The following is a 26,010-nucleotide window of genomic DNA, read 5'->3' on the forward strand; positions in this document are numbered from 1 at the left end:
CCTTCGGCAAGCCCTGACCCGCCTTCGGCAAGCCCTGACCCGCGCCCTCGGCCGGTCAAGCGGCCGTACAGGTCCGGTCGCCCAGGGTGAACGCCGTGGGTCTCTCATTGGCACCCGTCCAGGCGCCGGTGAGACCGAAGGACACCGAGGAGCCCGCGGCCACCGTGCCGTTCCAGCTCACGTTCCTGGCCGTCACGGACGTGCCCGACTGGGTCCAGTCGGCGTTCCAGAGCTGCCCGACCGTCTGCCCGTTCGCGAACGACCAGCCCAGCGTCCAGCCGTTCCACGCCGTCGAGCCGGTGTTGGTGAGCCGCACGTCCGCCTGGAAACCGCCCGCCCACTGGTTGGTGATCCGGTAGGCGACCGTGCAGGCGCCGGTCGGCGTCGGATCCGTGCCGCCGCCGTCTCCGTCGCTGTCCGAGGTGTCGCCGTAGATCACACCCCGGCCGTTGGTCGAGACGTACACCCGGCCGTACACCCGCGGGTCACCCGTGATCGCCGCACCCGTCCAACCCCACTGGTGGGCGTCGTCGTTGATCCGGGTCCAGGTCGCGCCCTTGTCCGTGGAACGGAAGACGCCCCGGACGCCGCCGATCTTCGCACTGGTGTAGAGGGTCTGGTACGAGGCGCCGGGCGCCGCCTTCCCGAAGCCGACGGTGTCGGCCTGGTCGACGTCGGAGAGCCTGGTGAAGGTCGCGCCGCCGTCCGTCGAGTGCCAGAGGCCGTACGCGCCGTCCGACGCGCCGCCGGCCAGCCACACGTCGCCCTTCGTCCCGGGCAGTGCCTTGAAGCGCACGCTGTCCCCGCTCGGCAGGCCGGTCGCGGCGGACGCCGTGAACGTCGCGCCGCCGTCCGTACTGACGTAGAACTTCCCGGACTTGAAACCGTAGAAGGTCTTCGCGTCCGCGCGGTCCGACTCGACGACCGCTCCGGCCGGGATGCCGCTGGACGCCGACCAGGACGAGCCGAACCCCGTCGTGTACTGGACGCCGGTGCCGGCCGGGCTCCACACGAAGCGGCTGCCGTCGGCGGCGGCCGCGACGGTACCGCCGCCGCTCACCCCCGAGGGGTCCGTGCCCGCGAACCAGTCGGCGCCGTTGTCCGTCGAGAACGCGATGTGCGGGCCGGAGTCCAGGTCGCCCACCCGGACCACCGTGTCCGGGTTCGACTCGGCGAAGTCGAGGCCGGTGGTGGTGGTGAAGGTCGGGGACGTGTACATCATCGACGGGACCTCGGTGAGGTCCGTGTGCCGGAAGCCGCCGATGTCACCGAGCGCGCTGAAGAGCCGGGCGCCGCCCGACGGGGGAGCGGCCAGGTCGTTGACCGAGGTCTCCTCCAGGCCCCGCACCATGGGCGTCACGGTGAACCGGCCGCCGCTGTCCCACTTCGTCAGGTTCTCCGTGCCGTACAGCGTCGCACCCGTGCCGTACATCATCCGGTCCGAGTCGAACGGGTCGATCTCCAGGGACTCCGTCATCCACCCCAGTTTCGGCGTCTGTTCGGGCGGCGACGGGTTCGCGCCGAAGGTGAGCCAGGGGGAGGACGAGACGTCGATCGTGTAGCGGTTCGAGCGGTTCGGGTACGAGGTGTAGTCCCACGCCTTCGTCCAGGTCGCCCCGCTGTCGGTGGAGCGGAAGATCTGGGTGTCCGGCCACCAGGAGCTGTACGCCGTCGCCATCACCGTGCCGGGGTGCTGCCGGTCGACCGTCAGGCCGCTGAACCCGTAGGAGGTGTCGGCCTCCGCGACCGGGCTGATGTTCGTCCAGCCACCGGTCGCCGTAGAGTACCGCCACAACTGGCCCTTGCCGCCGTCGTAGGGACCGCCCGTGTCGCTGTAGGCCAGGTACAGGTAGCCGTTCCTGGCGTCCAGCACGCCCTTGTGGGCGAGGTAGCCGGTGGGCTGGCCGGCCAGCCGGGTCCAGGTCGCGCCCGCGTCCGTCGACCGGTACACCGCGTTGTCCTTGTCGGCGACCCCGACGTAGACGGTTCTCGTGGCGCTGCCCGAGGTGCCCGTGGACTCGTCGAAGGTGACCCAGACGATGCCCTGGTTGTCGCTGGCGTACCCCGTCGTGTCGCTCGGGTCCTGCCGGTAGTCGCCGACGTTCGGGAAGCCGGTCACCTGCGACCAGCTCACCCCGGAGTCCGTCGACCGCCACAGCCCCTTGCCGCTGGGCGCGCCCAGGTACAGCACGCTGTCCTTGTTCGGGTCGACCGCCAGCCGCTCGCCCATGCCCCGCCCGGGCATGTTGCCGCCCAGCTTGAACGGCAGGTCGGCCTTCTGCCAGCTGGCACCCCGGTCGGAGGAGCGCAGCACGGCGCCGTTCGTCGGGTCCCAGCTGTTGGTGTACGTCCCGACGGCCGCGTACACCTTGTCCGGATCGACGGAGTCGGAGGCCAGGCTGACCACACCGGTGTGCCCCCACTCGTCCCAGCCGACCGAGTCCAGCAGCGGCGTCCAGCTCCTGGTCGACTCCGACCAGCGGTAGGCACCGCCGATGTCGGTACGGGCGTAGGCGAGGTTCTTCTCGGTACGGTTGAAGACGATCCCGGGGACGAAACCACCGCCGTCGATCCGGGCGTTGTGCCAGGTGTACGTGTCGGCGGCGAGCGCCACCTGCTGGGTGGTGGCGGCGACCGCCGGCGGGGTGCCCGCGAGCAGCCCGGCCGCGAGGGCGAGCACGGCGGTGAGGATGCGGGTTCTTCGCACGGGAGAGGTCCTCTCCGGAGAGGGAAGGGCGGCCCCTGGTGCAGGCAGGGACCGCCCACCGGCGCGCCCCGTCAGGGGCGCGGGCTGTATCTCATGCGCGGCTGCCGTCGCGTGTGGCGCGCTCCGCCACACGCGACCCGCGGCCGCCCTACTCCAGCAGCTCCGCGTACGACCCCATGGCGAGAGCGATGTCCGCCTGGGCCCAGAACCGGTGGTACGTGAACACCGGTGCGGCCCCGCCCGCCAGATACGCCTGGATCTTCGACCACGCGGGGTCGTTCTTGTAGAAGCTCCGCAGCGAGGCGAACGTCGACGACGAGTTGATCGCGTCGCCGTTCGGCATCTTCCCGCTCCACCCGCTCGGGACGTACACGGCGTCCCCGAACCGGTTGTAGTCGGCCCGCGTCTCCGGCACCGCGACCCCCAGGCTGTCCTGGTAGTGGTCCCACATGCCGTCGAGCAGCGCCTTCGCCGTCGACTTCGCCGTCGCGTCACCGGACTTGGCGGCGTAGTACGTCAACGTCTTTGCGTACGCGGCCGCCACGCCCACGTCGTTCGTGTAGTCGGCGACCGTGACATGGAGCCCGCTGTTGGAACCGGGACTCGACGCGTTCCAGGTGTCCGGCTGCCCCGACCACTGGAGCGTCGACGGGATGAGATACGTGCCGTCCGGGTTGATCGTGGTCTTCGACAGCGCCCACGCCACCCACTTGTCGAGGATCGCCTTGGCCTGCGCGTTGCCGGTCTGCTGGTAGTACTCGGCGACCCGCTCCATCGACCAGGCCTGGAAGCCGAACCACTGGTTGGACGGCGGGTCGTGGTACACCGGCTCCCAGTCGTAGTACATGCCGTAGAACGTCGACGTACCCGCCGGCGGACTCGCGTACCGCCCCTGCCAGCTGTTGGTCGCGCCGCCCGCGATGGCGCCCTCGGACGACTGCAGCCAGCGGTAGAACTCCAGCTGCCGGGTCAGCGAGGTACCCCAGTCCGTCGCGCCCGTCGCTGACTTGGGCTTCAGGTCGGCGTTCGAGCTGAGCGCGTAGGCGGCCAACGGGTTCTGGTACCCGCCGTGCACATGGCTCGACCCGATGCGCCAGGCCCAGCCCCCGTTGGTGTCGTTCGAGCCGCCCCACGCGTAGTACCAGGAGAGCAGGTAGTCCGAGGCGTCCTTGCCGGTGCCGGCCGGGCAGGTGGACGGTCCGACGCAGTTGCCGATCTTCTTGAAGTACTTGTCGTACATGGCGTAGCGCAGGTAGTCGCCCATCTTCGCGGCCTTGCCCACGGTCGTGGCGACGTCGCTGCCCTTGCCCTGCTGCTTCGCCCACACGTCCGCCCAGTACGCGGCCTGCACCGCACGCGCGTCGGCGTCCGGGGCGTCGGTGTACTTCCACTGCTTGGCGTAGGACGAGTCGCCGGTGAACAGGTCCAGGTACCCGTTGGTCCCGCCGTACTTGAAGGCGTCGCAGGTCGGTTGCGGCACGGTCTCCCACACGGACTCCTGCGGACCGCGCTGGAAGGTGTTGATGTACGACGGACCGGTGGCCGTCGGGCCGCCCTCGCAGGTGCCGCCGGGGGTGTCGCCGTAGCCGTAGACGTTGTCGACGTCCTCCAGCCAGTGCATGCCGTACACGTCGTCCGTGCCGTACGCGCTCTTCAGCTCCCCGGCGAGCGGGTCCGTGCCCACCGACACCGACGTGTCGAGCTTCGCCGGGTACTGGTTCGGTGTGTCCAGTTCCGGTGCGTAGGTGGCCGGTTTGGAGGCGTTGTAGAAGGAGTTGGCGGGCTGGTCGGCGTGGGTGGGGATCATGTACTTCTCCATGAGCGCCCACGCGCCGTTGAACTTGGACCAGTCACCGGTGACCTTGCCGTACATCGCCTGTAGCCACAGGAGGTAGCTGTACGCCTCGGACGTGGTCTCGTGGCCCTGGTCCGGGGCCTCGACGATCAGCGTCTCGACCGAGTGGTACGGGATGCCCTGCGGCGAGAAGTAGCCGTTCGCCGGGTTGGTGATCTTCCCGTACAGATCCAGGAAGCGCGCGTCGTACGCCTTCGACGCGGCCAGCTCCGTCACCGTCACCGCGGCCCCGGTGTAGCCGGGCGCGGACGCGGTGAAGGTCGCGGTGCCGGTGCCGGAGGAGTCCGCCGCCACGGTCACGTTCTGTGCGGTGCTCCAGTTCGACGGCGTGAACGTCAGCGACGAACCGGCGCTCACCGACAGTCCGGTGTTGCCTGCCGTACGCGCCACCGACACCGTCACACTGGCGCTCGGCTGCTTCGACAGACTCACCCCGAAGCTCCCGGTCGCGCCCTGCCGGACACCCAGCTGGGTGGGCGAGGCGACCACCGCGGGACCCGAGGCCACCGTGATGCCGACCGGCGTGGAGGCCGCGGACGCGCCGAGGCTGTCGTACGCCTTGGCCACCAGGGAGTGACTGCCCACGGTCAAACTGGAGACCGAGAGCGTGTACGGCGCCGAGGTGTCCGTGCCCAGCAGCGTGGTGTCGTCGTAGAACTCCACCTTGCTGACCGTGGCGCCGTCCGCCGCCGCCGCGGTCGCCGCCAGCGGCACCGCGTCGCCCTGCGTGTAGACCGCGCCCGCGCTCGGGCTGGTCAGCACGGTGACCGGCGGCTGGTGCGCGCCGGCGCAGGTCGTGCCGTTGACCGCGAAGGAGGTCGGCGCCACGTTGCTGCCCGTGTACGAGAACTGGGCGCCCGTCGACACCGCCGCGCCCGGCGCGATCGTGCCGTTGTAGCCGGCGTCCTTCACGGTGACCGAGGTGCCGGACTGGGACCAGGTGCCGTTCCAGCCGTTCGACAGCTTCTGGTTGCCCGCGTACGCGTACGTCAGCGTCCAGCCGTTGATCGCGTCCGTACCGCGGTTGGTGATCGTGAGGTCCGCGGTGAAGCCGGAACCCCAGTCGTTGGTCTTGTAGTCGACGCTGCACTGGACGGTCGCCGCGTGGGCGGGAACCGTCCCGACGGCCAGCATGGACAGCGGCAGGGCGAGGGCCGCGACGACGGCGGTCCACAACCGCCGTACGGCTCTGCGCCTCCTCCCGGCACCGGGAGTGGGGGAAAGTGCGGGATGCATGTGCTGGTTCCTCCTTGCGCTTGCGGCTCGGGGAGAAGTCAAGGCTTGAACCAGTGGGAGCGCTCCCATAGTGCGGATGTGGCATGGTGCGGTCAAGGCTGTTGAAGAGTCGAAAAGATTCGACGGATCCGGCTGGAGAAAAGTCAAGCGGTTCCCCTGTTCTTTGCAGTCGCTCGGCGCTACCTTCCTTCGCACCAGTGGGAGCGATTCCGTTCAGTCGGCGCGTCCGTCACGACGTGCCCGAGCTGCAAGGAGTCGCTCATGCGACACCCCCCGCGTTCGGTTCTTTTAGCCGTCACCGGTGCGGTCGCCCTCGTCGGCGCCGCGCTGGTGCCGGTGGTGTCGGCGTCCGGCGCCACGCCCGCGTGCACGGTGCAGTACACGGTCACGAGTCAGTGGGACACCGGCTTCCAGGGCTCCGTGACCATCACCAACAACATGGCGGCCCTGAGCAGTTGGAGCCTGAGCTTCGACTTCCCGAGCGGCCAGAAGGTCACCCAGGGCTGGAACGGCAGGTGGTCCCAGTCCGGTACGACGGTCACCGCCGCGAACGAGAGCTGGAACGGCTCCCTCGGCACCGGCGCGAGCGTCAGCGCCGGGTTCCTCGGCTCCTGGTCGGGCAGCAACGCCGTGCCGTCGGCCTTCAGGCTCAACGGCACGACCTGCAACGCGGATGCGGAACCGACGCCGACCCCGACACCGACCGGCCCGCCCGCCACCGGGTCGGCCCCGGCCCTGCACGTCTCCGGCACCAAGCTCGTGGACGCCGGTGGCACGGCCCACCGCCTCCTCGGCGTGAACCGCTCCGGCGGCGAGTTCATGTGCGTGCAGGGCTACGGCATCTGGGACGGTCCGGTCGACGACGCCGCCATCAAGGCGATCGCCGACTGGAAGGCCAACGCGGTCCGCATCCCGCTCAACGAGGAGTGCTGGCTGGGCCTGTCCAATATCAAGCCCGAGTACGCGGGCGCCCACTACATCGACGCGGTCAAGGACCTGGTGGCCCGCGTCGAGTCGTACGGCATGACCCCGATCCTCGAACTCCACTGGTCCCACGGCCAGTACACCGGCAACTCGGCGGGCTGCTCCGACGTGCACGCCACCTGCCAGAAGCCGATGCCGGACGCCCAGTACAGCCCGACCTTCTGGTCCTCGGTGGCCGGCACCTTCAAGGACGACCCGGCGGCCGTGTTCGACCTGTTCAACGAGCCCTACCCGGACCGGGCGACCTCGACGACCACCCAGGCCTGGGAGTGCTGGCGGGACGGCGGCACCTGCCCCGGGATCGGCTACCCGGTCGCCGGCATGCAGGACCTGGTGAACAGCGTCCGCGGCGCCGGTGCCAGGAACGTCATCATGATCGGCGGACTGGCGTACTCCAACGACCTCAGCCAGTGGCTGACGTACGAGCCCACCGATCCGGCGGGCAATCTCGTCGCCGCCTACCACGTCTACAACTTCAACACCTGCTCCACCGAGAGCTGCTGGAACTCCACCCTCGCGCCGGTCGCGGCCAAGGTGCCGCTGGTGGCCGGGGAGATCGGTGAGAACACCTGCTCGCACGCGTTCGTGGACCAGGTCATGAAGTGGTTCGACGACCGCGGCCTCTCCTACCTGGGCTGGACCTGGAACACCTGGGACTGCTCCTCCGGCCCGTCCCTGATCTCCGACTACGACGGCACGCCGACCGCGTACGGCGCCGGCCTGCACGACCACCTCAAGGCCCTCAACCCGTAAGCGCACCCACCCCACCGGAGAAGTCCGAACCGAGAAGAAGGAACCCGCACTCATGAGTCGTACCAGAACAGCGTTACTCGCCGCCCTGGCGCTCGTCGCCGGGGTTTCGGGGCCTGCGCTCGCCGCGGCCCCCGCCGCCCACGCGGCGATCTCCGCCATCCCCTGCACCGTCGACTACAAGATCCAGAACGACTGGGGCTCCGGCTTCACCGCCGCCGTCACCGTCACCAACAACTCTGCCGCGAAGTCGAGTTGGGCGGTGAAGTGGTCGTACGCCGGTAACCAGTCGGTGAGCAGCTACTGGAGCGCCAAGATCAGCCAGAGCGGCACCGCGGTCACCGCGAGCAACGAGACGTACAACGGCACGCTGGCGACCGGTGGTTCGGTCAGCTTCGGGTTCAACGGAACCTACAGCGGCACCAACGCGGTCCCGACCGCCTTCACGCTCGACGGAGTCACCTGCAACGTCGACGACGGCACCGGCAGTGGTGGCGGCGGAGGCAACGGCGGCGGCTCCGGCACCCGTGTCGACAACCCGTACGCCGGCGCCAAGGTGTACGTGAACCCCGAGTGGTCGGCGAAGGCCGCCGCCGAACCGGGCGGCACCCGCGTCTCCAACCAGCCCACCGGCGTCTGGATCGACCGCATCGCCGCGATCAACGGCGTGAACGGCGGCATGGGCCTGCGCGACCACCTCGACGCGGCCCTGGCCCAGAAGGGCAGCGGTCAGGAGGTCGTCCAGCTGGTCATCTACGACCTGCCCGGACGCGACTGTGCCGCCCTCGCCTCGAACGGCGAACTCGGCCCGACGGAGATCGACAAGTACAAGACGCAGTTCATCGACCCGATCGCGGCGATCCTCTCCGACAGCAAGTACGCCTCGCTGCGGATCGTCACCACCATCGAGCTCGACTCGCTGCCCAACCTGGTCACCAACACCGGCAGCCGGGCCACCGCCACCGCCAACTGCAACACCATGCTGGCCAACGGTAACTACGTGAAGGGCGTCGGCTACGCGCTCGCCAAGCTCGGCGCGATCCCCAACGTCTACAACTACCTGGACGCCGGCCACCACGGCTGGCTCGGCTGGGACGACAACTTCGCCCCGGCGGCCAACGTGTTCAAGCAGGCGGCCACCAGTGAGGGCGCGACCGTCGACGACGTCCAGGGCTTCATCACCAACACGGCCAACTACAGCGCCCTGAAGGAGAACAACTTCACCATCAACGACTCGGTGAACGGCACCTCCGTCCGCCAGTCCAAGTGGGTCGACTGGAATCGCTACGTCGACGAGCTGTCCTTCGCCCAGGCCTTCCGCACCGAACTGGTCTCGGTCGGCTTCAACTCGAACATCGGCATGCTGATCGACACCTCCCGCAACGGCTGGGGCGGCAGCGCGCGGCCGGCCGGCCCCGGCCCGACGACCAGCGTGGACGCGTACGTCGACGGCGGCCGCTACGACCGCCGGATCAACGTCGGCAACTGGTGCAACCAGGCCGGAGCGGGCCTCGGCGAGCGCCCGCAGGCCAGCCCGGCGGCCGGGATCGACGCCTACGTCTGGATGAAGCCTCCGGGTGAGTCGGACGGCTCCAGCTCCGCCATCCCGAACGACGAGGGCAAGGGCTTCGACCGGATGTGCGACCCGACGTACACGGGCAACGCCCGCAACGACAACAACATGTCCGGCGCCCTGCCGAACGCGCCGCTGTCCGGGCACTGGTTCTCCGCCGAGTTCCAGCAGCTGATGGCGAACGCCTACCCGCCGTTGTCCTGACGGCGGCCTCCGCCGGGGCTCAGCCCTCCCGGGCCAGGCCCCGGCGGATGGCGGTCTCCACCGCCGAGTAGTCACCGTCCGGCCGCTCCAGTTCGTAGGGAGCGGCCGGCATCAGTGGCGGCTGGGCCATGAATCGGGGGCGGGAGCCGTGGTGCGGCTGGGCCGCGTGCACCAGGAACGGGTGACAGAGGAAGACGTCGCCGGGACGGCCGGTGGCGTACGCGAGGGGGCGGTGCGCGGAGGCCTCGACCAGTCGCGGCGCGATCTTCAGACCGGACACGCCGTCCTCCCCGTACGGTTCGAGCAGCGGCGGCACGTCGAGATGCGAGCCGATCCGGATCCGGGTCGGGGCGTCCTCCTGCGTCACCTCGCTGAACAGGAAGAGCATCAGCAGCGCCCGGTCCCGTGACCGCAGGTTGGTGAAGTACCAGCTCGCGCCCTCGGGAAGGTAGCTCCCCTCGATGTGCCAGCCCGCGTCGTCCGGCTCCTCGGGGTGCGGGAACCGCAGCGGGAAGCTCCCCAGCGAGTACCTGGGCACCCACCTGCCCTCGCCCACCAGCAGGTCGAACGCCCGGTGCAGGGCGGGCGAGTTCGCCGCCGCCGCGAACGGGCCCTGGGCCATGTCCGCCACCCACACCACCGGGTCCCGCCAGGTGCCGGGGTCCTCCGGGTCGTACCCCGTCTCCCGCCACAGCAGGCGGGCGCAGTCCTCGGCGACCCGCGGCGGGAACGCGCCCTCGATCTTCACGAAGCCGTCGGTCAGGAATCGTTCCACGAGTTCGTCGTCCACCGGGTCATCGTGCCCCGTCCGCCTTGCCGTCCGCATCGGGTTTTTTGCCGCATCGGCAACAGAACTGGCCCCCGGACGTGGCGTCGGCGCACCCTTGCGCCATCCGGACGAGAGGCTGATCCCATGGCGCACGACCACGACCACGACCACGACCACCGGCACACCCACTCCCACGCGGGCACCGACATCGACTGGGCCGAGATGGCCGACCACCTGGAGTCGCAGGCGGAGCTCTTCGCGCCCCTGTACGAGAACGCGCTGGGCTGGCTCGGCAAGGAGGTCACCGAGCCCGGACTGATCGTGGACGCGGGCAGCGGACCCGGCGTGGTGTCGTGTCTGTTCGCGGAGGCCTTCCCGGGCGCCCGGGTACTGGCCGTGGACGGCAGCGCGCCGCTCCTTGACCGGGCCCTGGCCCGCGCCGGGCGACTGGGCGTCGGTGACCGCTTCGGCGTGCTGGCCGGCGACCTCCCCGGGGTGCTGGACGAGTTGGACTACCCGGCGGATCTGCTGTGGGCCGGACACGCCCTGCACCACCTCGGTGACCAGCGGGCCGCCCTGACCGCCTTCGGCGAGCGGCTGGCCCCCGGCGGCACCCTGGCCATCCTGGAGGGCGGCCTGCCCAGCCGCTTCCTGCCCCGGGACATCGGCATCGGGCGGCCCGGTCTCCAGGCGCGGCTGGACGCGTTGCAGGAGGAGTGGTTCGAGCAGATGCGCACCGACCTGCCCGGCTCGGTGGCGGAGGCCGAGGACTGGCCCACGCTGCTGAACTCGGCCGGCCTCAAGCACACCCGCAGCCGCAGTTTCCTGGTCGACCTGCCCGCCCCGGCCTCCGACCGGGCCCGCGCCTACGCGGCCGAGCAGCTCTCCCGCTTCCGGGACACGGTCGCCGAGGGACTCGCCACCGACGACCGCGCCACCCTGGACCGGCTGCTGGACCCGGCCGACCCGGCGAGCGTCCACCGCAGGCCGGACGTCTTCGTCCTGGGCGCCCGCACGGTGCACACGGCCGTACGGCCGGCCTAGGGAGCGTCCCGTCGGGATCCGGCGGTGCCGTGTCCGCGCCCTGGTCCCAGCGGCCCGGTACCGTGCGGTACCGGGCCGCTCGCCCACCCCGGGTCGTCGGCCGGCGGCGAACCCCCGGTCAGTTGTTGGCCAGGAACTGCTTCGCCAACTGGTCACCGAGGGACACCGCCGCGCTGTGGCTCTCGATGGGGGAGACCTTCGAGTTCTTGAACAGGATGTAGGTCACGCCGGAGTCGGCACCGCCGGTCGCCGGGTCGGGGTCTATGCCGAGCGCCTTGGCGGTGGCGTACGACGCCTCACCGATGATCTTCGTGGGGCCGGTGTCGCCGACCACCGCGTACTCGACCTTGTTGTTGTAGATCACGGCCACCACGCCGCCGCCCTTGATGCCGGCGCTGGAGTAGTTCCAGATGCTGCTGGAGCTGGGAACCACGATGTACGGCAGCGACTCGGCCTTCAGCGGCTTGCCGTCGGACTGGTGGAACGCGGTGTCGTTCTGGTACCAGGGGTCGCGGTCCTCGTTGCAGTTGGTGGTGCGCTGGCCGTCGCAGTCGATGTCCATGTCGGCCTTCCAGAAGACCGCGCCGTTCTTGCCGCAGACGGGAATCGTGGCCGAGGTCTCGTCGTCGGTCTTGTACTTGCCGTTGGAGATCTGGGAGCACGAGGTCACCTTGGCGAGCAGGTCCGCCGCGCTGACCGAGCCCTCCTGGGCGGACCTGGGAGTGGCGCCGGACGCGCTGGCGGGCAGCACACCGGTGGCGAGCAGTGCGGCCCCGGAGGCCGCGGCAAGGGTCAGTGTTCGCATGCGCACTGTGGGGGTGCCCTTCTGTTAGGAAAGTTTCCTGACCGGGTGCCGTACAAGGTGGACCCGGCTGCATGTCCGCGTCAACCCCTGGGTGTGAACTCGGGAAATTGTCGCGCATTGCGGTGATATGACCGTCGGGGAACACTGGTGGGGCGGAACATTCCGAATATTTACGCAGGAGCCGTGCGGGGGTTGAGCGGTGGCTCCGGTGGCTCCTGGAAGGCGAGGGGTCATGTTCGTACGTGCGGTGTACGCCACCGGTGATCCGGCGAGGATCGAGGCCGCGATCAGGGCGCTCAACAGCGAGGGACGCGATCTGCTGGCGGACCGCCCCGAGTACCGGGGCGCGGGGGTCTTCGTCGACCGGGACCTGGGCAAACTGCTCGCGGTGAGCTGGTGGGGCTCCGAGGCGGCCCGGCGCAACAGCGACCAGGTGATGAGCGAGCGGCGCGGGCCGATGCTGGAGCCGTTCGCGGGCACCGTGGCGGTCCGCAACTACGAGGTGGCGGTCTTCCGTTCGGCGCAGCTGCCGAGGACGGGCGGCGGTCTGCGCTGCGCCTGGGTCGAGTTCGATCCCGCCGACACGGACCTGTTCGCCGAGACGTTCCGCTCCTCGGCCGTGCCCCGGCTGGAGGCGCTGCCGGGATTCGCCCAATGCGCCCTGTTCGTCGACCGGCAGCGGGGGCGGGGCATGGCCGGCTCGCTCTTCGTCGACCGTGCCTCGATGGCCGCCTCACGCACGGGCCAGGCCGCCGCCCGGCGTGCGGACTCCGCCAAGGCGCGGGTGACCGTGGTCGGTCTGGAGGAGTTCGAGGTCGTCCACGCCGACGTGCACCCCGCCTACGCGCCCTGACGGGGAGTCGCGGAACGCGAACGGCCGCCCCGCCGTGCTGTCGGCGGGACGGCCGCTGCGGTACGGAACCGCTCAGCTCACGTCGAACGTGGCCGGATCCGGGCCGATGCGCCGGTCCTCGTTGAGCGCGCTGATCGCCGCGAGGTCCTCGGTGTCCAGGCTGAAGTCGAACACCTGGATGTTCTCCTTGATCCGGGACGGCGTCACGGACTTCGGGATCACGACGTTGCCGAGCTGGATGTGCCAGCGCAGCACGATCTGGGCCGGGGTGCGGCCGTGCTTCTGCGCGATCGCGACGATCGCCGGCACCTCCAGCAGGCCCTTGCCCTGACCGAGCGGCGACCAGGCCTCGGTGGCGATGCCCTGCTCGTCGTGGGCCTCGCGCGAGGCGTGCTGCTGCAGGTGCGGGTGCAGCTCGATCTGGTTGACCGCCGGGATGACCGAGGTCTCGGCGATCAGCCGCTCCAGGTGCTCGGGAAGGAAGTTGGAGACGCCGATCGCCTTGACGCGGCCGTCGGCGTACAGCTTCTCGAACGCCTTGTAGGTGTCCAGGTACTTGTCCTGGGCCGGCAGCGGCCAGTGGATGAGGTACAGGTCCAGGTAGTCGAGACCCAGCTTGTCCAGCGACACGTCGAACGCGCGGAGCGTGGAGTCGTATCCCTGGTCGGCGTTCCAGAGCTTGGTGGTGACGAAGATGTCCTCGCGCGGAACGCCGGAGGCGGCGATCGCCTTGCCGGTGCCCTCTTCGTTGCCGTAGATCGCCGCTGTGTCGATGCTGCGGTACCCGGCCTCCAGCGCCGTGGCGACGGCCTGCTCGGCCTCGTCGTCCGGCACCTGCCACACGCCGAAGCCCAGCTGGGGCATCTCGACGCCGTTGTTGAGGATTTTCGGGGGGACCTTGCTGCTCACGAGCTCTCGATCCTTAGGTTGTCGACAGGTGGTACTCCCATCGTCAACGATCACGGGCCCCGATGCATTCCTGACCGCGGAATCCGCCGGAACTGACCGATGAGTCAGCCGTCCGGGGCGAGATTGGCCGGAAATGCATCCGACGTTATGGGTCCGGACCATTGACCGCTGACCGTCCTGCCGGGACTCTGGTTCGCATCGTCGGACGTATCGCTGAACCCGGTACAGAGATGTGAACCTCTGCGGGTTTTCCAGCAGACCCCTGTGAACGGGAACTTCTCGAGGGACCCCGAGACCTCCCACCTCCGGAAAACAGGTACACAGCCATGAACAAGACCGCCTCCGAGGGCCGACCGTCGGACCCGGCCGCCGCACAGACATCGGATGAAAAGGTCTGGCGAAGCCCTGGTTACCAGGTCGTGGAGACCGTCTGGAAGTGACCGGCCGCGCCGGCTGGATGCGCCGGTGCCCGCTGTCCACCGCCGAGAAGGAGGATCATGAAACGCCTGCGAACCGCCGCGCTCACGGCTGTCGCGCTCACCGCCGCCACGCTCACCGCCCTGCCCGCGGCCGTCGCCCCGCCGGCCGCCGCGGTCCCCGCCGCCGTCGGGCCGGCCGCCGCGTCCCGGCCGGCGGCCGCCACCGACTGGTCGACCGCGGTCGTCGAGTCCACCATGGCCCGCTACACCCCCGCCACCATCGGTGGCTGGTCCTACCCCGTCGGCCTCTACCTCTACGGCCAGTACCTCACCTACCGGCGCACCCACGACCCCCGCTACCTCAGCTACATCAAGAACTACGTCGACCGGTTCGTGAAGGGCGACGGCTCGATCGGCCAGTCCTTCAACAGCCTGGACAGCATGCAGGCCGGCCGGCTCCTGGTGATCCTGCACCACGAGACGGGCCAGGACCGATACCGCAAGGCGGCCCAGAAGATCCGCGACCGCCTGAACACCTACCCGCGCACGAGCGACGGCGGCTTCTGGCACGCCGACACCAGCAGCCGCGCCCACCAGCTCTGGGCGGACGGCACCTACATGGTGAACCCGTTCCTGGTCGAGTACGGCAAGGAGTTCGGCGACAGCGCCTACACCGACGACGAGGCGGCGAAGCAACTCGCCGTCTACGGTGGCCACCTCCAGGTCGCGAACGGCCTCCTCAGGCACGCCTACGACGAGTCGAAGAGCGCGAGCTGGGCGGATCCGGGGACCGGGCTCGCACCGGAACACTGGTGCCGTGCCGTCGGCTGGTACGCGATGGCGGCCGTCGACGTACTGGACGCCGTCCCGGCGGACCAGCCCCGCCGGCCCCAGGTCCTGACCGTCTTCCGGAAGCTGGCGGCGGCTCTGGAGAAGTACCAGGACCCGGCGACCGGACGCTGGTTCCAGGTGATCGACAAGGGCGGCCGGAGCGACAACTGGACTGAGACGTCCTGTTCCAGCATGTTCACCTACGCCCTCTCGCGCGGCGCCCAGCAGCACTACCTGGACCCGCACTTCGCGGACGTCGCCCGGCGCGGCTACCAGGGCGTGCTCGCGAACCTGTCGGTCGGCGCGGACGGCCGCACCGACCTCGCCGACATCTCCGTCGGCACGAACGTCGGCGACTACGCGTACTACGTCGCCCGCACCCGGGCCGTCAACGACTTCCACGGCCTAGGGGCCTTCCTGATCATGAACGAGCAACTTCGAGGAGACTCAGTGTCATGAGCACGACATCCAGGAGGGCGGTCCTGGGGGCCGCGCTCGCCGGTGCAGCAGCGGCCGCCGGTCTGCCCGCCACCACCGCACACGCCGCGTCCTGGCAGCTCAAGTGGTCCCCGTCGGCGAACGGCGACGGTCTCGGTGCTTTCGAGACCGTCGAGGACGACCGCGCCGACTCGCACCCCGCCGGGCATCCGCACATCTTCGCCACCGGCGACAACTGGCGCTTCAACATGCACATGGTCGACCGCGACACCTCGACCGACCGCCAGCGCCAGGAGGTCACCGGCCTGCGCACCGGTGCCGACAGCTACCTCAAGTGGAACCAGGGCCAGACCTGGCGGGTGACGTACTCGATGTACATCCCGAGCTCGCTGAAGGCGACCACCACCTTCACGCACATCATGCAGATGAAGCAGCCCGGCAGCGGCACCTCGCCGATCGTCACGCAGTCGCTGCGCCGGGTGAACGGCAAGCAGACCATCGAGCTGAACCTCGCCACCGACGGCATCGTCGTCGGCCGTACCGGTCTCGACCCGCTGCACGACACCTGGACCGACGTCGACTTCCAGATCAAGGTCGGCAACGGCTCGGCGGGTTCGGTCCGCTGGATCCTCAAGTCCGGCGGCGCCACGGTGATCGACGTCTCGAAGAGCGGCGTGGACACCTTCCTGGCGGACCGGGTGCGACCCAAGTGGGGCATCTACCGCTCCCTCGGCGACACCTCGGGCTCGCTCCAGGACACCTACCTTCTGCTCACCGATCTGCGCGGCTACCAACAGGTGTGAGGAACCGTCACCATGAAACCCCCGACCGCTGAGCGGCGCAGTGCTGCCGCGATCGTCCTCTTCGTGCTCGCCGTCGTCCTCGGGCTCTCCCATCCCGCGGCCCTCGCCGCCCCGCACGCCGCCCGGGGCGCCGCCGCCGTCTACGACGTGCGCGACTACGGCGCCAAGGGCGACGGCTCCACCAACGACAGCCCGGCCATCGACAAGGCCATCACCGCGGCCGGCAACGCGGGCGGCGGCACCGTCCGCTTCGCCGCCGGCACCTACAAGTCCAAGAACACCCTGCACATGAAGAGCCATGTGACGCTCCAGCTGGACAAGGGCGCCACTCTCCAGGGCTCCAGCGCGGACACCTACGACAAGGCCGAGTCCAACCCCTACGACGCCTACCAGGACTACGGCCACAGCCACTTCCACGACGCGATGATCTACGGCGACAGGCTCACCGACATCGGCTTCGTCGGCCAGGGCGTCATCGACGGCGCGGGCAACCTGATCACCGGCAACCCCAAGCCGGGCCAGGCCGACAAGATCATCTCGCTGACACGGTGCGACGGGCTCAGGATCGGCGACGGTCTCACCCTGCGCCGCGGCGGCCACTTCGCGGCGCTGATCAACGGCTGCACGAACGTGACGTCGGACCACCTCACCATCGACACCGCGAGCGACCGCGACGGCTGGAACGTCATCTCCACCACCAACGCCACGATCACCAACGCCACCATCCACGCCAACGACGACGCACTGGTGTTCAAGAGCGACTACGCGCTCGGCGCCAAGCTGCCCAACGGGCACGTCCGGGTGAGCGGTTCCACCCTCGGCGCCAAGTGCTGCAACGCCCTGATGTTCGGCTCCGAGACCTGCGGAGACTTCTCTGACTACCAGTTCGAGAACATCCGCATCGACGGCGCCGACAAGTCCGGGCTCGGCATGGTCTCCATGGACGGCTCGAAGATCTCCGACGTCCACTACCGCGACATCACGATGACGAACGTCCACTCGCCGATCATGGAGAAGATCGGCACCCGCAAACGCTGCGGCAACAGTCCCGGCGTCGGATCGATCAGCGACGTCACGTACGACGACATCACCGCGACCGGCAACAGCCCCTCCTTCAGCCCGACCCTGTGGGGCGAGTCCGGTCACCGCATCGACGGCGTGACCTTCACCAACGTCAACATCACGGTCCCCGGCGGCAACGGCACCATGTCCACGGGCGTGCCGAGCAACGACGCGACCGACTACAACCCGAAGAGCATCGGCACCCGGCCCGCCTACGGCTGGTACCTGCACAACGCCGACAACGTCCAGTTCACCGACAGCTCGGTGAAGTTCGCCTCGGACGACGGTCGGCCGGCGTTCATCGCCAACGCGGCGAGCGGCATCCGCCTCACCCGGTTCACCGCGCAGAAGGGCGGCAACTCGCCCTTCGACGTGGGCTTCCAGGACGTCACCGGCGGCTGTCTGACGGGCAGTCACAACACCTCCGGCGGGGCCCTGCGGGTCTCGGGAAGCCAGGACTGCGGCAGCACGGCGGTGCGGCCGCTCGACCTGGAGAACCCCCGCCAGGACTTCCTCCGTGCCTCCGTCGGCGGCCTGTTCCTGCACTGGGGCCTGCGCACCGCACCGGCCCACACCAGCTGCACCGCCTGGGAGAACGACGTCACGAGCGGCGGCTGGACCCCCGGCTACTGGGTGAACGAGGCGCAGAAACTGCACACCCAGTACCTGGTCCTCGCCACCTTCCACAGCCGGCTCGGCTACGCCCGCCCCTGGCCCTCGAAGATCCCCGGCTCCTGCTCCACCAAGCGGGACTTCCTCGGCGAACTGATCACCGCCGCCAAGGCCAAGGGCATGAAGGTCATCCTCTACATGACCAACGACCCCCAGTGGCACGACGAGGGCGGCCACGAGTGGCTGGACTCGGCCGCGTACTCCGCGTACAAGGGCAAGAACGTCGACCTGACCACCAACGACGGCTTCGGTCAGTTCAGTTACGACAACTTCTTCGAGGTCATGGACCGCTACCCCGACCTCGGCGGCTTCTGGATCGACAACGACAACTCCTACTGGGAGAGCCACAACCTCTACCAGCAGATCTACGACAAGCGCCCGAACTACACGCTCAGCAACAACAACGAAGACACGCCGATCATGGATATGATCAGCAATGAGCAGAAGACGGGGATGACCCCGGCCTACGACTACCCGCAGGCCGTCTACACCGCCCAGCCCCGCCTGACCGAGGCCGACTTCAAGCTGCCCTCCACCGGCGCCTGGTGGTACGACGGCTCCGACCCGTCCGTCGACAAGATGCTCACCCTCGGCCGCCTCGTCACCAACGTCGGCTCCTCGGTGAAGGCCCTGATGGCCGAGACCGCCCAGGTCAACGGGAAGTTCCCAGCGAACCAGGCCGCCTTCAACAACTACGCCGACTCCTACCTCGACCCCATCTGGGAGTCCCTGCACGGCACCGAGGGCGGCGGCTACATGTACGGCGGTCTCAAGCCCGGCGCCTGGAACGACGGCGCGTACGGGGTGACGACCATCGCCAAGGACGACGCGAACCGGCAGTACATCCACGTCCTGACCCCGCCCAGCACCAGCACCCTGCGCGTGCGGGACAACGGCTACCGCATCGCCTCCGTCACCGACCTCCGCACGGGAGCGGCGGTTTCGTGGTCGCAGTCCGGAGGCGTGCTCACCCTGGGCGGGCTCGGCACCTGGGACCCGTACGACACGGTCTTCAAGGTCACGACGGCCGGCCGCCAGGGCATCCTCACCGGCGTCAAGGTCAGCGCGAGCGCCTCCGCGAGCGGGCACGCCGCGTCGGCGGCCGGTGACGGCGACCACCTCACCTACTGGGACAACAACAAGACCCTCCCCGTGAACCTCACCTTCGACCTCGGCTCGGCCAAGAAGGTGCAGTACATCGGGCTCAACCAGCGCGAGGACTCCGTGGCCTACGCCCGCTCGGACACCGAGCAGTCCGCGCGGATCAAGGACTACAAGGTGTTCCTCAGCAACGACGGCTCGACCTGGGGCAGCGCGGTCAAGTCCGGGCAGCTGCCGAGCCGCCGCGGCATCCAGGGCATCGACCTGACCGCCGCCGACGCCCGCTACGTCCGGCTCGAGGTCGACACCACCTGGGCCGCCTCCAGCGACACCACCCGCTACAAGCGACTGCGGGTCGACGAGGCGTGGATCGGCACGTCGTACGCCACACCCGCGAACGGGGGACAGTCATGATCCGGCTCAGATCGCTCACGGCCGCGGTGGCCGGGCTGCTCGTGGCGGCCGCCGTGCCGTTGGCGGGCGTCACCGCCCACCCGGCCGCCGCCTCCGACAACGGACAGTCCGTACGGCCCGCCATGGGCTGGTCCAGCTGGAGCTTCGTACGCCGCACGCCGACCGAGGCGAAGATCGAGGCGCAGGCCGACGCCCTGGTCTCCAGCGGCCTGAAGGACCACGGCTTCGTCTACGTCAACCTCGACGACTTCTGGCAGAAGTGCGACAGCAACGGCTTCGTCGTCGACACCTACGGCCGCTGGGCCGTGGACACCGGCAAGTTTCCCGACGGCATCAAGGGGGTGGCCGACTACGTCCACTCCAAGGGCCTGAAGTTCGGCTTCTACGTCACCCCCGGCATCGCGAAGAACGCCGTCACCAAGAACACGCCGATCGAGGGGACCCCGTACCACGCGAAGGACATCGCGGACACGTCCACGACCGAGAAGAACTACAACTGCAAGAACATGTACGCCATCGACTATTCCAAGCCGGGCGCGCAGGAGTTCGTCGACTCCTGGGCCAAGCAGTTCGCGTCCTGGGGGGTCGACTACCTGAAGATCGACGGGGTGGGCAGCGCCGACGTCCCCGACGTCCAGGCCTGGGACAAGGCACTGCGGGCGAGCGGACGGCCCATCAACTTCGCCCTGTCCAACAACCTGCCGATCGCCGACGCCGCCACCTGGCGGAAACTGGCGAACAGCTGGCGCACCCAGGGTGACGTCGAGTGCTACTGCGGGCCGGGGAGCAACGGCAGCGGCTATCCGCTGACCGACTGGTCCCACGTCTCCAAGCGCTTCGACTCGGCCGCCTCCTGGCAGCCGTACGCCGGACCCGGCGGCTGGAACGACCTGGACTCGCTGGAGATCGGCAACGGCGACCAGGTGGGTCTGACGGCGGACCAGCGCCGCTCGCACTTCACGCTCTGGTCGATGGCGGCGGCCCCGCTGCTGCTCGGCACCGACCTCACCCGGCTCGACCCGGTCGACAAGGCGATGCTCACCAACGACCGGCTGATCGGCGTCGACCAGGACGGGGTCGCCGCGAAGCGGATCGTGAGCAGCGGTGTGCAGCAGGTCTGGAGCAAGAAGGAGAGCGACGGGCAGTACGTCGTGGCCCTGTTCAACACCGGCACCTCGGGCAACGCGACCGTGAGCGTGAACTGGTCGCAGGTCGGCTTCAGCGGCTCGGGTGACGTGACCGATCTCTGGTCCGGATCCCACAAGGGCGTGATCGCCGACTCCTACAGCGCGACCCTGCGTCCGGGCGAGACCAGGCTCATCAGGGTCAAGCCCGCCAACTCCCCGAAGTCAGTGGCAGCTTCGCCCGGATTCGCCGTCGCCCCCTACGAGTACCTCGGCTGGGGCAGCCCCCAGAACCCCACGTCGGTGATGTCCGCGACCGGCGTCAAGTGGTTCACGCTCGCCTTCGTCCTCTCCGACGGCACCTGCAACCCGAAGTGGGACGGCTCCCGCCCGCTGACCGGAGGCAGCGACCAGTCCACCATCAACGCGATCAGAGCGGCGGGCGGTGACGTCGTCGTCTCCGTCGGCGGCTGGAGCGGGAACAAGCTCGGCGAGAAGTGCTCCAGCGCCTCCGCGCTCGCCGGCGCCTACCAGAAGGTGATCAACGCCTACAAGCTGAAGGCGCTCGACATCGACATCGAGAACACCGAGTGGTCCGACGCGACCGTGCGGCAGCGGGTCGTCGACGCGCTGAAGACGGTGAAGGCCAACAACTCCGGTCTGAAGACCGTCATCACCTTCGGTACCACCTCCTCCGGCCCCGACCCCACCGGCACCGACATGATCAAGCGGGCCGCGAACTCCGGTCTGGCGAACGACGTCTGGTGCATCATGCCGTTCGACTTCGGCGGCGGCACCACGAACATGGGCAGCCTCACCACCAAGGCCATGGAAGGGCTCAAGGCCCAGGTGAAGGCGGCGTACGGCTACAGCGACGCCACCGCCTACACCCACATCGGCCTGTCGTCGATGAACGGCAGGACCGACGACTCCGGTGAGCAGGTGCGGGTGGCCGACTTCAGGACCATGCTCGCCTACGCACAGCAGCACCACATCGGACGGCTCACCTACTGGGCCGTCAACCGGGACCGGGCCTGCGGCTCGGGCACCGACGGCGACGCGTGCAGCGGCGTGAGCCAGCAACCGTACGACTACCTCAAGGTCTTCACCCAGTACACGGGCTGAGGGGAACATCCGTGAACATCAGAAGAGTTCTGCCGTACGGCGTGGCGGCGGCCCTGGCGCTGCCGCTCGCCGGACTCGGCCAGGGCACCGCGCGGGCGGCCACCGACTACCAGGCCGAGGACGCGACCATCTCCCAGGGCACCGTCGCCACCAACCACACCGGGTACACCGGCACCGGCTTCGTCGACTACACCAACGTCAAGGGTTCCTACGTGGAGTTCACGGTGAGCGCGGCCGCCGCCGGCACCTCCGCCCTCACCCTCCGGTACGCCAACGGGACCTCCGCCGACCGGCCGATGGACATCTCCGTGAACGGCACGGTCGTCGCCTCCGGGGTGTCCTTCCCGGCCACCGCCGACTGGAACACCTGGGTCACCAAGACCGTCGACATTCCGCTGACCGCGGGCACCGACAAGATCCGGGCCACCGCCACCACCGCCGACGGCGGCCCCAACCTCGACCGCGTCAGCCTCGACGCGGCCGCCGACACCCAGGCCCCGACCCGCCCCGGACAGCCCAGCTGCTCCGACATCGGTGAGGACGCGCTCACCCTGGCGTGGGGGGCGGCCACGGACAACGTGGGCGTGAGCGCGTACGACATCTACGAGCACGGCAACAAGATCAGCGAGGCGCCCGGGAGTTCGACCTCGAAGACCCTGACCGGTCTCACCCCGAACACCGACTACAACCTCACGGTGATCGCCCGGGACGCGGCCGGCAACACCTCGCCCGCCAGCCCGGTCGTCGACTGCACCACCAGGCCCAGCTCCGACACCACCCCGCCGAGCAGGCCGGGCACGCTGTCCGCGAGCAACATCACCGCGAACAGCGCCGATCTCACGTGGGGCGCCTCGACCGACGACAAGGGGGTCGTCGCCTACGACGTGCGCAGCGACACCACCGTCTACGACACCGTCACCAGCGGCACCTCGACCACGCTCACCGGGCTCGCCTGCAACAGCCCGTACAGCCTGAACGTCGTCGCCCGGGACGCGGCCGGCAACGTCTCCGAGGCCGGCAACACCGTCACCTTCACCACGAAGGCGTGCGCGACCGACGGCGGCGTCCCGTCCTCGATCGCGACGCTCTCCAGCGGCTGGACCATCCCCTGGGGCACCTACTGGATGCCCGACGGCAAGACCGCCCTGGTCACCCAGCGGGACGACTTCACGGTCTGGAAGCTCACCAAGGACGGCACGAAGACCCAGGTCGGGACCGTCCCGAACGCCGTCACCACCAACGGCGAGGGCGGACTGCTGGGAGTCGCCGTCGACCCCAAGTGGGGCACGAACCACTACGTGTACTTCATGCACACCGCCTCCGAGGGCAACCGGGTCGTGCGCATGACCTACGACGGCACCAAGCTCAGCGACTACAAGATCCTGCTCCAGGGCATCAAGAAGAACCGCTACCACAACGGCGGACGGCTCCTCTTCGGCCCCGACGGCTACCTGTACGTCTCGACGGGGGAGGCCCAGACACCGGACCTGGCGCAGGACAAGACCTCCCTCAACGGCAAGATCCTGCGCATGACGACCGACGGCAAACCGGCGCCGGGCAACCCCTTCGGCAACTACGTCTACAGCCTCGGCCACCGCAACCCGCAGGGCCTCGCCTTCGACCGCAGCGGGCGGCTGTGGGAGGCCGAGTTCGGCAACAGCTCCAAGGACGAACTCAACCTCATCAAGCCCGGCGCCAACTACGGCTGGCCCACCTGCGAGGGCACCTGCTCCGTCGCGGGCATGACCAACCCGAAGGCCACCTGGGACGTCTCCGAGGCCTCCCCGAGCGGCATCGCCATCGTCCGCAACGTCGTCTACATGGCGTCCCTGCGCGGCGAACGGCTGTGGCGGATCCCGATCAACGGTGACAACGAGAGCGTCGGCACCCCGACGGCGTACTACGTCGGAACCTACGGCCGGCTGCGCACCGTGACCAAGGTGCCCGGCGCCGACCAGCTGTGGCTGTCCACCACCAACTGCGACAACAACGGCAACCAGCCGGACGGATCGGACAAGATCTTCCGGATCGACATCAAATGACGGGCCGTCAGGCCCGTCAGGCCCGGTAGAGGGCCTCGACCTCGTTGGCGTAGGCGTTCTCGATCGCCTTGCGCTTGAGCTTCAACGACGGGGTCAGCAGACCGTGTTCCTCGGTGAACGGCTGCGCGAGGATACGGAACGTACGGATCGACTCGGCCTGTGAGACCAGGGTGTTGGCGGCCACCACCGCGCGCCGCACCTCGGTCTCCAGGTCGGCGTCGCGCACCAGCTGGGCCGCGGACATCTGCGGCTTGCCCCGCATGGTCAGCCAGTGCTCGACCGCCTCGGCGTCGAGGGTCACCAGGGCGGCGATGTAGGGGCGGTCGTTGCCGACGACGATGCACTGGCTGACCAGCGGATGGTCACGGACCCGCTCCTCCAGCACCCCCGGGGAGACGCTCTTGCCGCCGGAGGTCACCAGGATCTCCTTCTTGCGGCCCGTGATGGTGAGATAGCCGTCCTCGTCGAGGGAGCCCAGGTCGCCGGTGGCCAGCCAGCCGTCGTGCAGGGTGGCGTCGGTGGCCTTCTGGTTGTTGAGGTAGCCCTGGAAGACGTTGCCGCCGTGCAGCCATATCTCCCCGTCGTCCGCGATGTGCACGGTGGCACCGGGAATGGCCTGGCCGACCGTGCCGTACCGGGTGCGCTCGGGGGGATTGATGGTCGCGGCGGCCGTCGACTCGGTCAGACCGTAGCCCTCGTAGATCTGCACGCCCGCCCCGGCGAAGAACAGGCCGAGTCGGCGGTCCATGGCCGATCCGCCGGACACCGCGTTGCGGATCCGGCCGCCCAGCGCGGCCCGCACCTTGGAGTAGACGAGCTTGTCGAAGAGCTGGTGCTGCATGCGCAGCCCCGCCGACGGGCCCGGGCCGGTGCCCCACGCCTTCGCCTCGACCGCGTCCGCGTACTTCACCGCGAGTTCGACCGCCTTCTCGAACGGTCCGCCCTTGCCCTCCTTCTCCGCCTTCCGCCGCGCCGCGTTGAACACCTTCTCGAAGATGTACGGCACGGCCACCACGAACGTCGGCTTGAAGGCGGCCAGATCGGGCAGCAGCACGGCCGCGCTCAGCTGGGGCTGGTGGCCGAAGCGGACGCCGTGCCGGATCGCGGCCACCTCCACCAGCCGGCCGAGGACGTGCGCCAGCGGCAGGAACAGCAGCGTCGAGACCTCTTCGTTCTTCTTCGAACGGAACACCGGCTCCCAGCGGCCGACCACCGTGTCCGCCTCGTACATGAGGTTCCCGTGCGAGATCACACAGCCCTTGGGGCGGCCCGTGGTGCCCGAGGTGTAGATGATCGTGGCGACCGAGTCCGGAGTGACCGCCTGCCGGTGCCGGTGCACGACCTCGTCCTCCAGGTGCGCACCCGCGTCGTACAGCTCCTGCACCGCGCCCTCGTCCAGCTGCCACAGCCGGTGCAGCTGCGGCAGCCGGTCGATGACGGTGGCGATCGTCATCGCGTGGTCCTCGTGCTCCACGATCGCGGCCGTGCACTCGGAGTCGTACAGCATCCAGAAGCACTGCTCGGCCGAGGAGGTCGGGTAGACCGGCACCACCTGGGCGCCGATCGTCCACAGCGCGAAGTCGAACAGGGTCCACTCGTAACGGGTGCGGGACATGATCGCGACCCGGTCGCCGAACCGGATGCCGCGCGCCAGCAGCCCTTTGGCGAGCGCCAGCACCTCGTCGCGGAACTCGCCGGACGTCACGTCGCGCCACTGCCCCAGCTCGTCCTTGCGGCCCAGGGCGGTGTGCAGCGGGTCCGTCCGGGCACGCTCGAACACACTGTCGGCCAGTCCGCCGACCGGCGGTGCCGATGCCGACGGCGGGTTGGTGAACTCGCGCAAACCCCGCTCCCCGCTTCTCGCTCCACAGTGACGGCAGTGACGCTCCGCACAGCGCCGTGAAAGCTACCCCACCGCAAGACCGCGCGGGAGGGTGTGTGAAAACGAGCATTGCTCTCGTATGGTCGCGTTCCCGTCCGGAAAATACGCTCACATCGGGAAGGGCCGGGCAGAACGCCTACGGTGCCGTAGGTTCCGCCTCCGTAATCTCCACCGAATCTGTACGGCCCGGTCACCGCCCCCGTCCGGTTACCGGCCGGTCGGCCGCGAGCGCGCCGAGCCACCCACTGATGACAGCGCCGCCCCACCCGATTCCGTCACGGCCCTTAGGGCTGTCTGACAATTCCCGCCTGCCACGCGACGCCATGCACGCTCCCCCAGCCTCCGGCCGGGGGGACCCCCAGAGCACGCGCCTGACGCCGCGCGGCCGCCCTCCGGGCGACGACGGGA

The 26,010-nt window shown here is 69.3% G+C and carries 15 protein-coding genes; 9 read left to right on the forward strand and 6 right to left on the reverse strand.

What is annotated here, in order from left to right:
• Positions 1-55 precede the first annotated feature (55 nt).
• Both AB0958_RS32365 and AB0958_RS32370 read right to left on the reverse strand, forming a co-directional pair.
• On the reverse strand, positions 56-2,707 hold the full coding sequence (locus AB0958_RS32365) for a cellulose binding domain-containing protein (protein ID WP_366894031.1): 2,652 nt from the start codon (positions 2,705-2,707) through the stop codon (positions 56-58).
• A gap of 148 nt (positions 2,708-2,855) precedes the next feature.
• Entirely contained in the window at positions 2,856-5,798 is a 2,943-nt protein-coding gene (locus AB0958_RS32370) for a glycoside hydrolase family 48 protein (protein WP_366894032.1), read from the reverse strand.
• A 261-nt stretch (positions 5,799-6,059) separates the two neighbouring features.
• Between AB0958_RS32370 and AB0958_RS32375 the strand changes: the two genes are divergently transcribed.
• The gene (locus tag AB0958_RS32375) at positions 6,060-7,535 is read left to right on the forward strand and encodes a cellulose binding domain-containing protein (protein ID WP_366894033.1); all 1,476 of its coding nucleotides are present in this window, start codon (positions 6,060-6,062) and stop codon (positions 7,533-7,535) included.
• 52 nt (positions 7,536-7,587) lie between these two features.
• Positions 7,588-9,309 (forward strand): glycoside hydrolase family 6 protein, encoded by a 1,722-nt coding sequence (locus AB0958_RS32380; RefSeq protein WP_366894034.1) that lies wholly within the window; start codon positions 7,588-7,590, stop codon positions 9,307-9,309.
• A gap of 19 nt (positions 9,310-9,328) precedes the next feature.
• Here the strand turns inward: AB0958_RS32380 and AB0958_RS32385 are convergent, their stop codons facing one another.
• Positions 9,329-10,135 carry a phytanoyl-CoA dioxygenase family protein gene (locus AB0958_RS32385; RefSeq protein WP_366894035.1) on the reverse strand — a complete coding sequence of 269 codons (807 nt, stop codon included), beginning with the start codon at positions 10,133-10,135 and terminating at the stop codon, positions 9,329-9,331.
• 87 nt (positions 10,136-10,222) lie between these two features.
• Between AB0958_RS32385 and AB0958_RS32390 the strand changes: the two genes are divergently transcribed.
• On the forward strand, positions 10,223-11,122 hold the full coding sequence (locus AB0958_RS32390) for a class I SAM-dependent methyltransferase (protein ID WP_366894036.1): 900 nt from the start codon (positions 10,223-10,225) through the stop codon (positions 11,120-11,122).
• Positions 11,123-11,240: 118 nt separating this feature from the next.
• Here the strand turns inward: AB0958_RS32390 and AB0958_RS32395 are convergent, their stop codons facing one another.
• A complete protein-coding gene (locus AB0958_RS32395) occupies positions 11,241-11,933 on the reverse strand; it encodes a glycoside hydrolase family 75 protein (protein WP_366894037.1) in 693 nt (230 codons plus the stop codon).
• Between the two features lie 226 nt (positions 11,934-12,159).
• Here AB0958_RS32395 and AB0958_RS32400 point away from each other — a divergent pair, with 226 nt between their 5' ends.
• Positions 12,160-12,780 carry a hypothetical protein gene (locus AB0958_RS32400; protein WP_366894038.1) on the forward strand — a complete coding sequence of 207 codons (621 nt, stop codon included), beginning with the start codon at positions 12,160-12,162 and terminating at the stop codon, positions 12,778-12,780.
• Between the two features lie 72 nt (positions 12,781-12,852).
• Here AB0958_RS32400 and AB0958_RS32405 read toward each other — a convergent pair whose 3' ends face one another.
• On the reverse strand, positions 12,853-13,689 hold the full coding sequence (locus AB0958_RS32405; RefSeq protein WP_366894039.1) for an aldo/keto reductase: 837 nt from the start codon (positions 13,687-13,689) through the stop codon (positions 12,853-12,855).
• 497 nt (positions 13,690-14,186) lie between these two features.
• On the opposite strand from AB0958_RS32405, the gene AB0958_RS32410 reads away from it, so the two are divergent.
• From AB0958_RS32410 to AB0958_RS32430, 5 genes are read left to right on the forward strand one after another with little or no spacing between them, the layout of a single operon-like run.
• Positions 14,187-15,398, forward strand: coding sequence for a glycoside hydrolase family 88 protein (locus AB0958_RS32410; protein WP_366894040.1), 1,212 nt, complete (start codon positions 14,187-14,189; stop codon positions 15,396-15,398).
• Positions 15,395-16,180: a heparin lyase I family protein gene (locus AB0958_RS32415; protein ID WP_366894041.1), complete on the forward strand. Its 786-nt coding sequence runs from the start codon at positions 15,395-15,397 to the stop codon at positions 16,178-16,180. The genes AB0958_RS32410 and AB0958_RS32415 overlap by 4 nt, the downstream gene beginning before the upstream one ends.
• 12 nt (positions 16,181-16,192) lie before the next feature.
• Positions 16,193-19,429, forward strand: coding sequence for a glycosyl hydrolase family 28 protein (locus AB0958_RS32420; protein WP_366894042.1), 3,237 nt, complete (start codon positions 16,193-16,195; stop codon positions 19,427-19,429).
• The gene (locus tag AB0958_RS32425) at positions 19,426-21,678 is read left to right on the forward strand and encodes an alpha-galactosidase (RefSeq protein ID WP_366894043.1); all 2,253 of its coding nucleotides are present in this window, start codon (positions 19,426-19,428) and stop codon (positions 21,676-21,678) included. Before AB0958_RS32420 ends, AB0958_RS32425 begins: the two co-directional genes overlap by 4 nt.
• Before the next feature lie 11 nt (positions 21,679-21,689).
• A complete protein-coding gene (locus tag AB0958_RS32430) occupies positions 21,690-23,720 on the forward strand; it encodes a PQQ-dependent sugar dehydrogenase (protein WP_366894044.1) in 2,031 nt (676 codons plus the stop codon).
• 16 nt (positions 23,721-23,736) lie between these two features.
• Here the strand turns inward: AB0958_RS32430 and AB0958_RS32435 are convergent, their stop codons facing one another.
• Positions 23,737-25,563, reverse strand: a complete 1,827-nt coding sequence (locus tag AB0958_RS32435) for a long-chain fatty acid--CoA ligase (protein ID WP_366894045.1) — start codon at positions 25,561-25,563, stop codon at positions 23,737-23,739.
• Positions 25,564-26,010 lie beyond the last annotated feature (447 nt).

This window comes from Streptomyces sp. NPDC006655, from assembly GCF_040703965.1.
Classification (GTDB): domain Bacteria; phylum Actinomycetota; class Actinomycetes; order Streptomycetales; family Streptomycetaceae; genus Streptomyces.

Bases quoted from the DNA above. Each gene is read 5' to 3' on its own strand.
- AB0958_RS32370 (WP_366894032.1), bottom strand. From the start codon at position 5,798: ATGCATCCCGCACTTTCCCCCACTCCCGGTGCCGGGAGGAGGCGCAGA.
- AB0958_RS32375 (WP_366894033.1), top strand. From the start codon at position 6,060: ATGCGACACCCCCCGCGTTCGGTTCTTTTAGCCGTCACCGGTGCGGTC.
- AB0958_RS32380 (WP_366894034.1), top strand. From the start codon at position 7,588: ATGAGTCGTACCAGAACAGCGTTACTCGCCGCCCTGGCGCTCGTCGCC.
- AB0958_RS32385 (WP_366894035.1), bottom strand. From the start codon at position 10,135: ATGCGGACGGCAAGGCGGACGGGGCACGATGACCCGGTGGACGACGAA.
- AB0958_RS32390 (WP_366894036.1), top strand. From the start codon at position 10,223: ATGGCGCACGACCACGACCACGACCACGACCACCGGCACACCCACTCC.
- AB0958_RS32400 (WP_366894038.1), top strand. From the start codon at position 12,160: ATGTTCGTACGTGCGGTGTACGCCACCGGTGATCCGGCGAGGATCGAG.
- AB0958_RS32410 (WP_366894040.1), top strand. From the start codon at position 14,187: ATGAAACGCCTGCGAACCGCCGCGCTCACGGCTGTCGCGCTCACCGCC.
- AB0958_RS32415 (WP_366894041.1), top strand. From the start codon at position 15,395: ATGAGCACGACATCCAGGAGGGCGGTCCTGGGGGCCGCGCTCGCCGGT.
- AB0958_RS32420 (WP_366894042.1), top strand. From the start codon at position 16,193: ATGAAACCCCCGACCGCTGAGCGGCGCAGTGCTGCCGCGATCGTCCTC.
- AB0958_RS32425 (WP_366894043.1), top strand. From the start codon at position 19,426: ATGATCCGGCTCAGATCGCTCACGGCCGCGGTGGCCGGGCTGCTCGTG.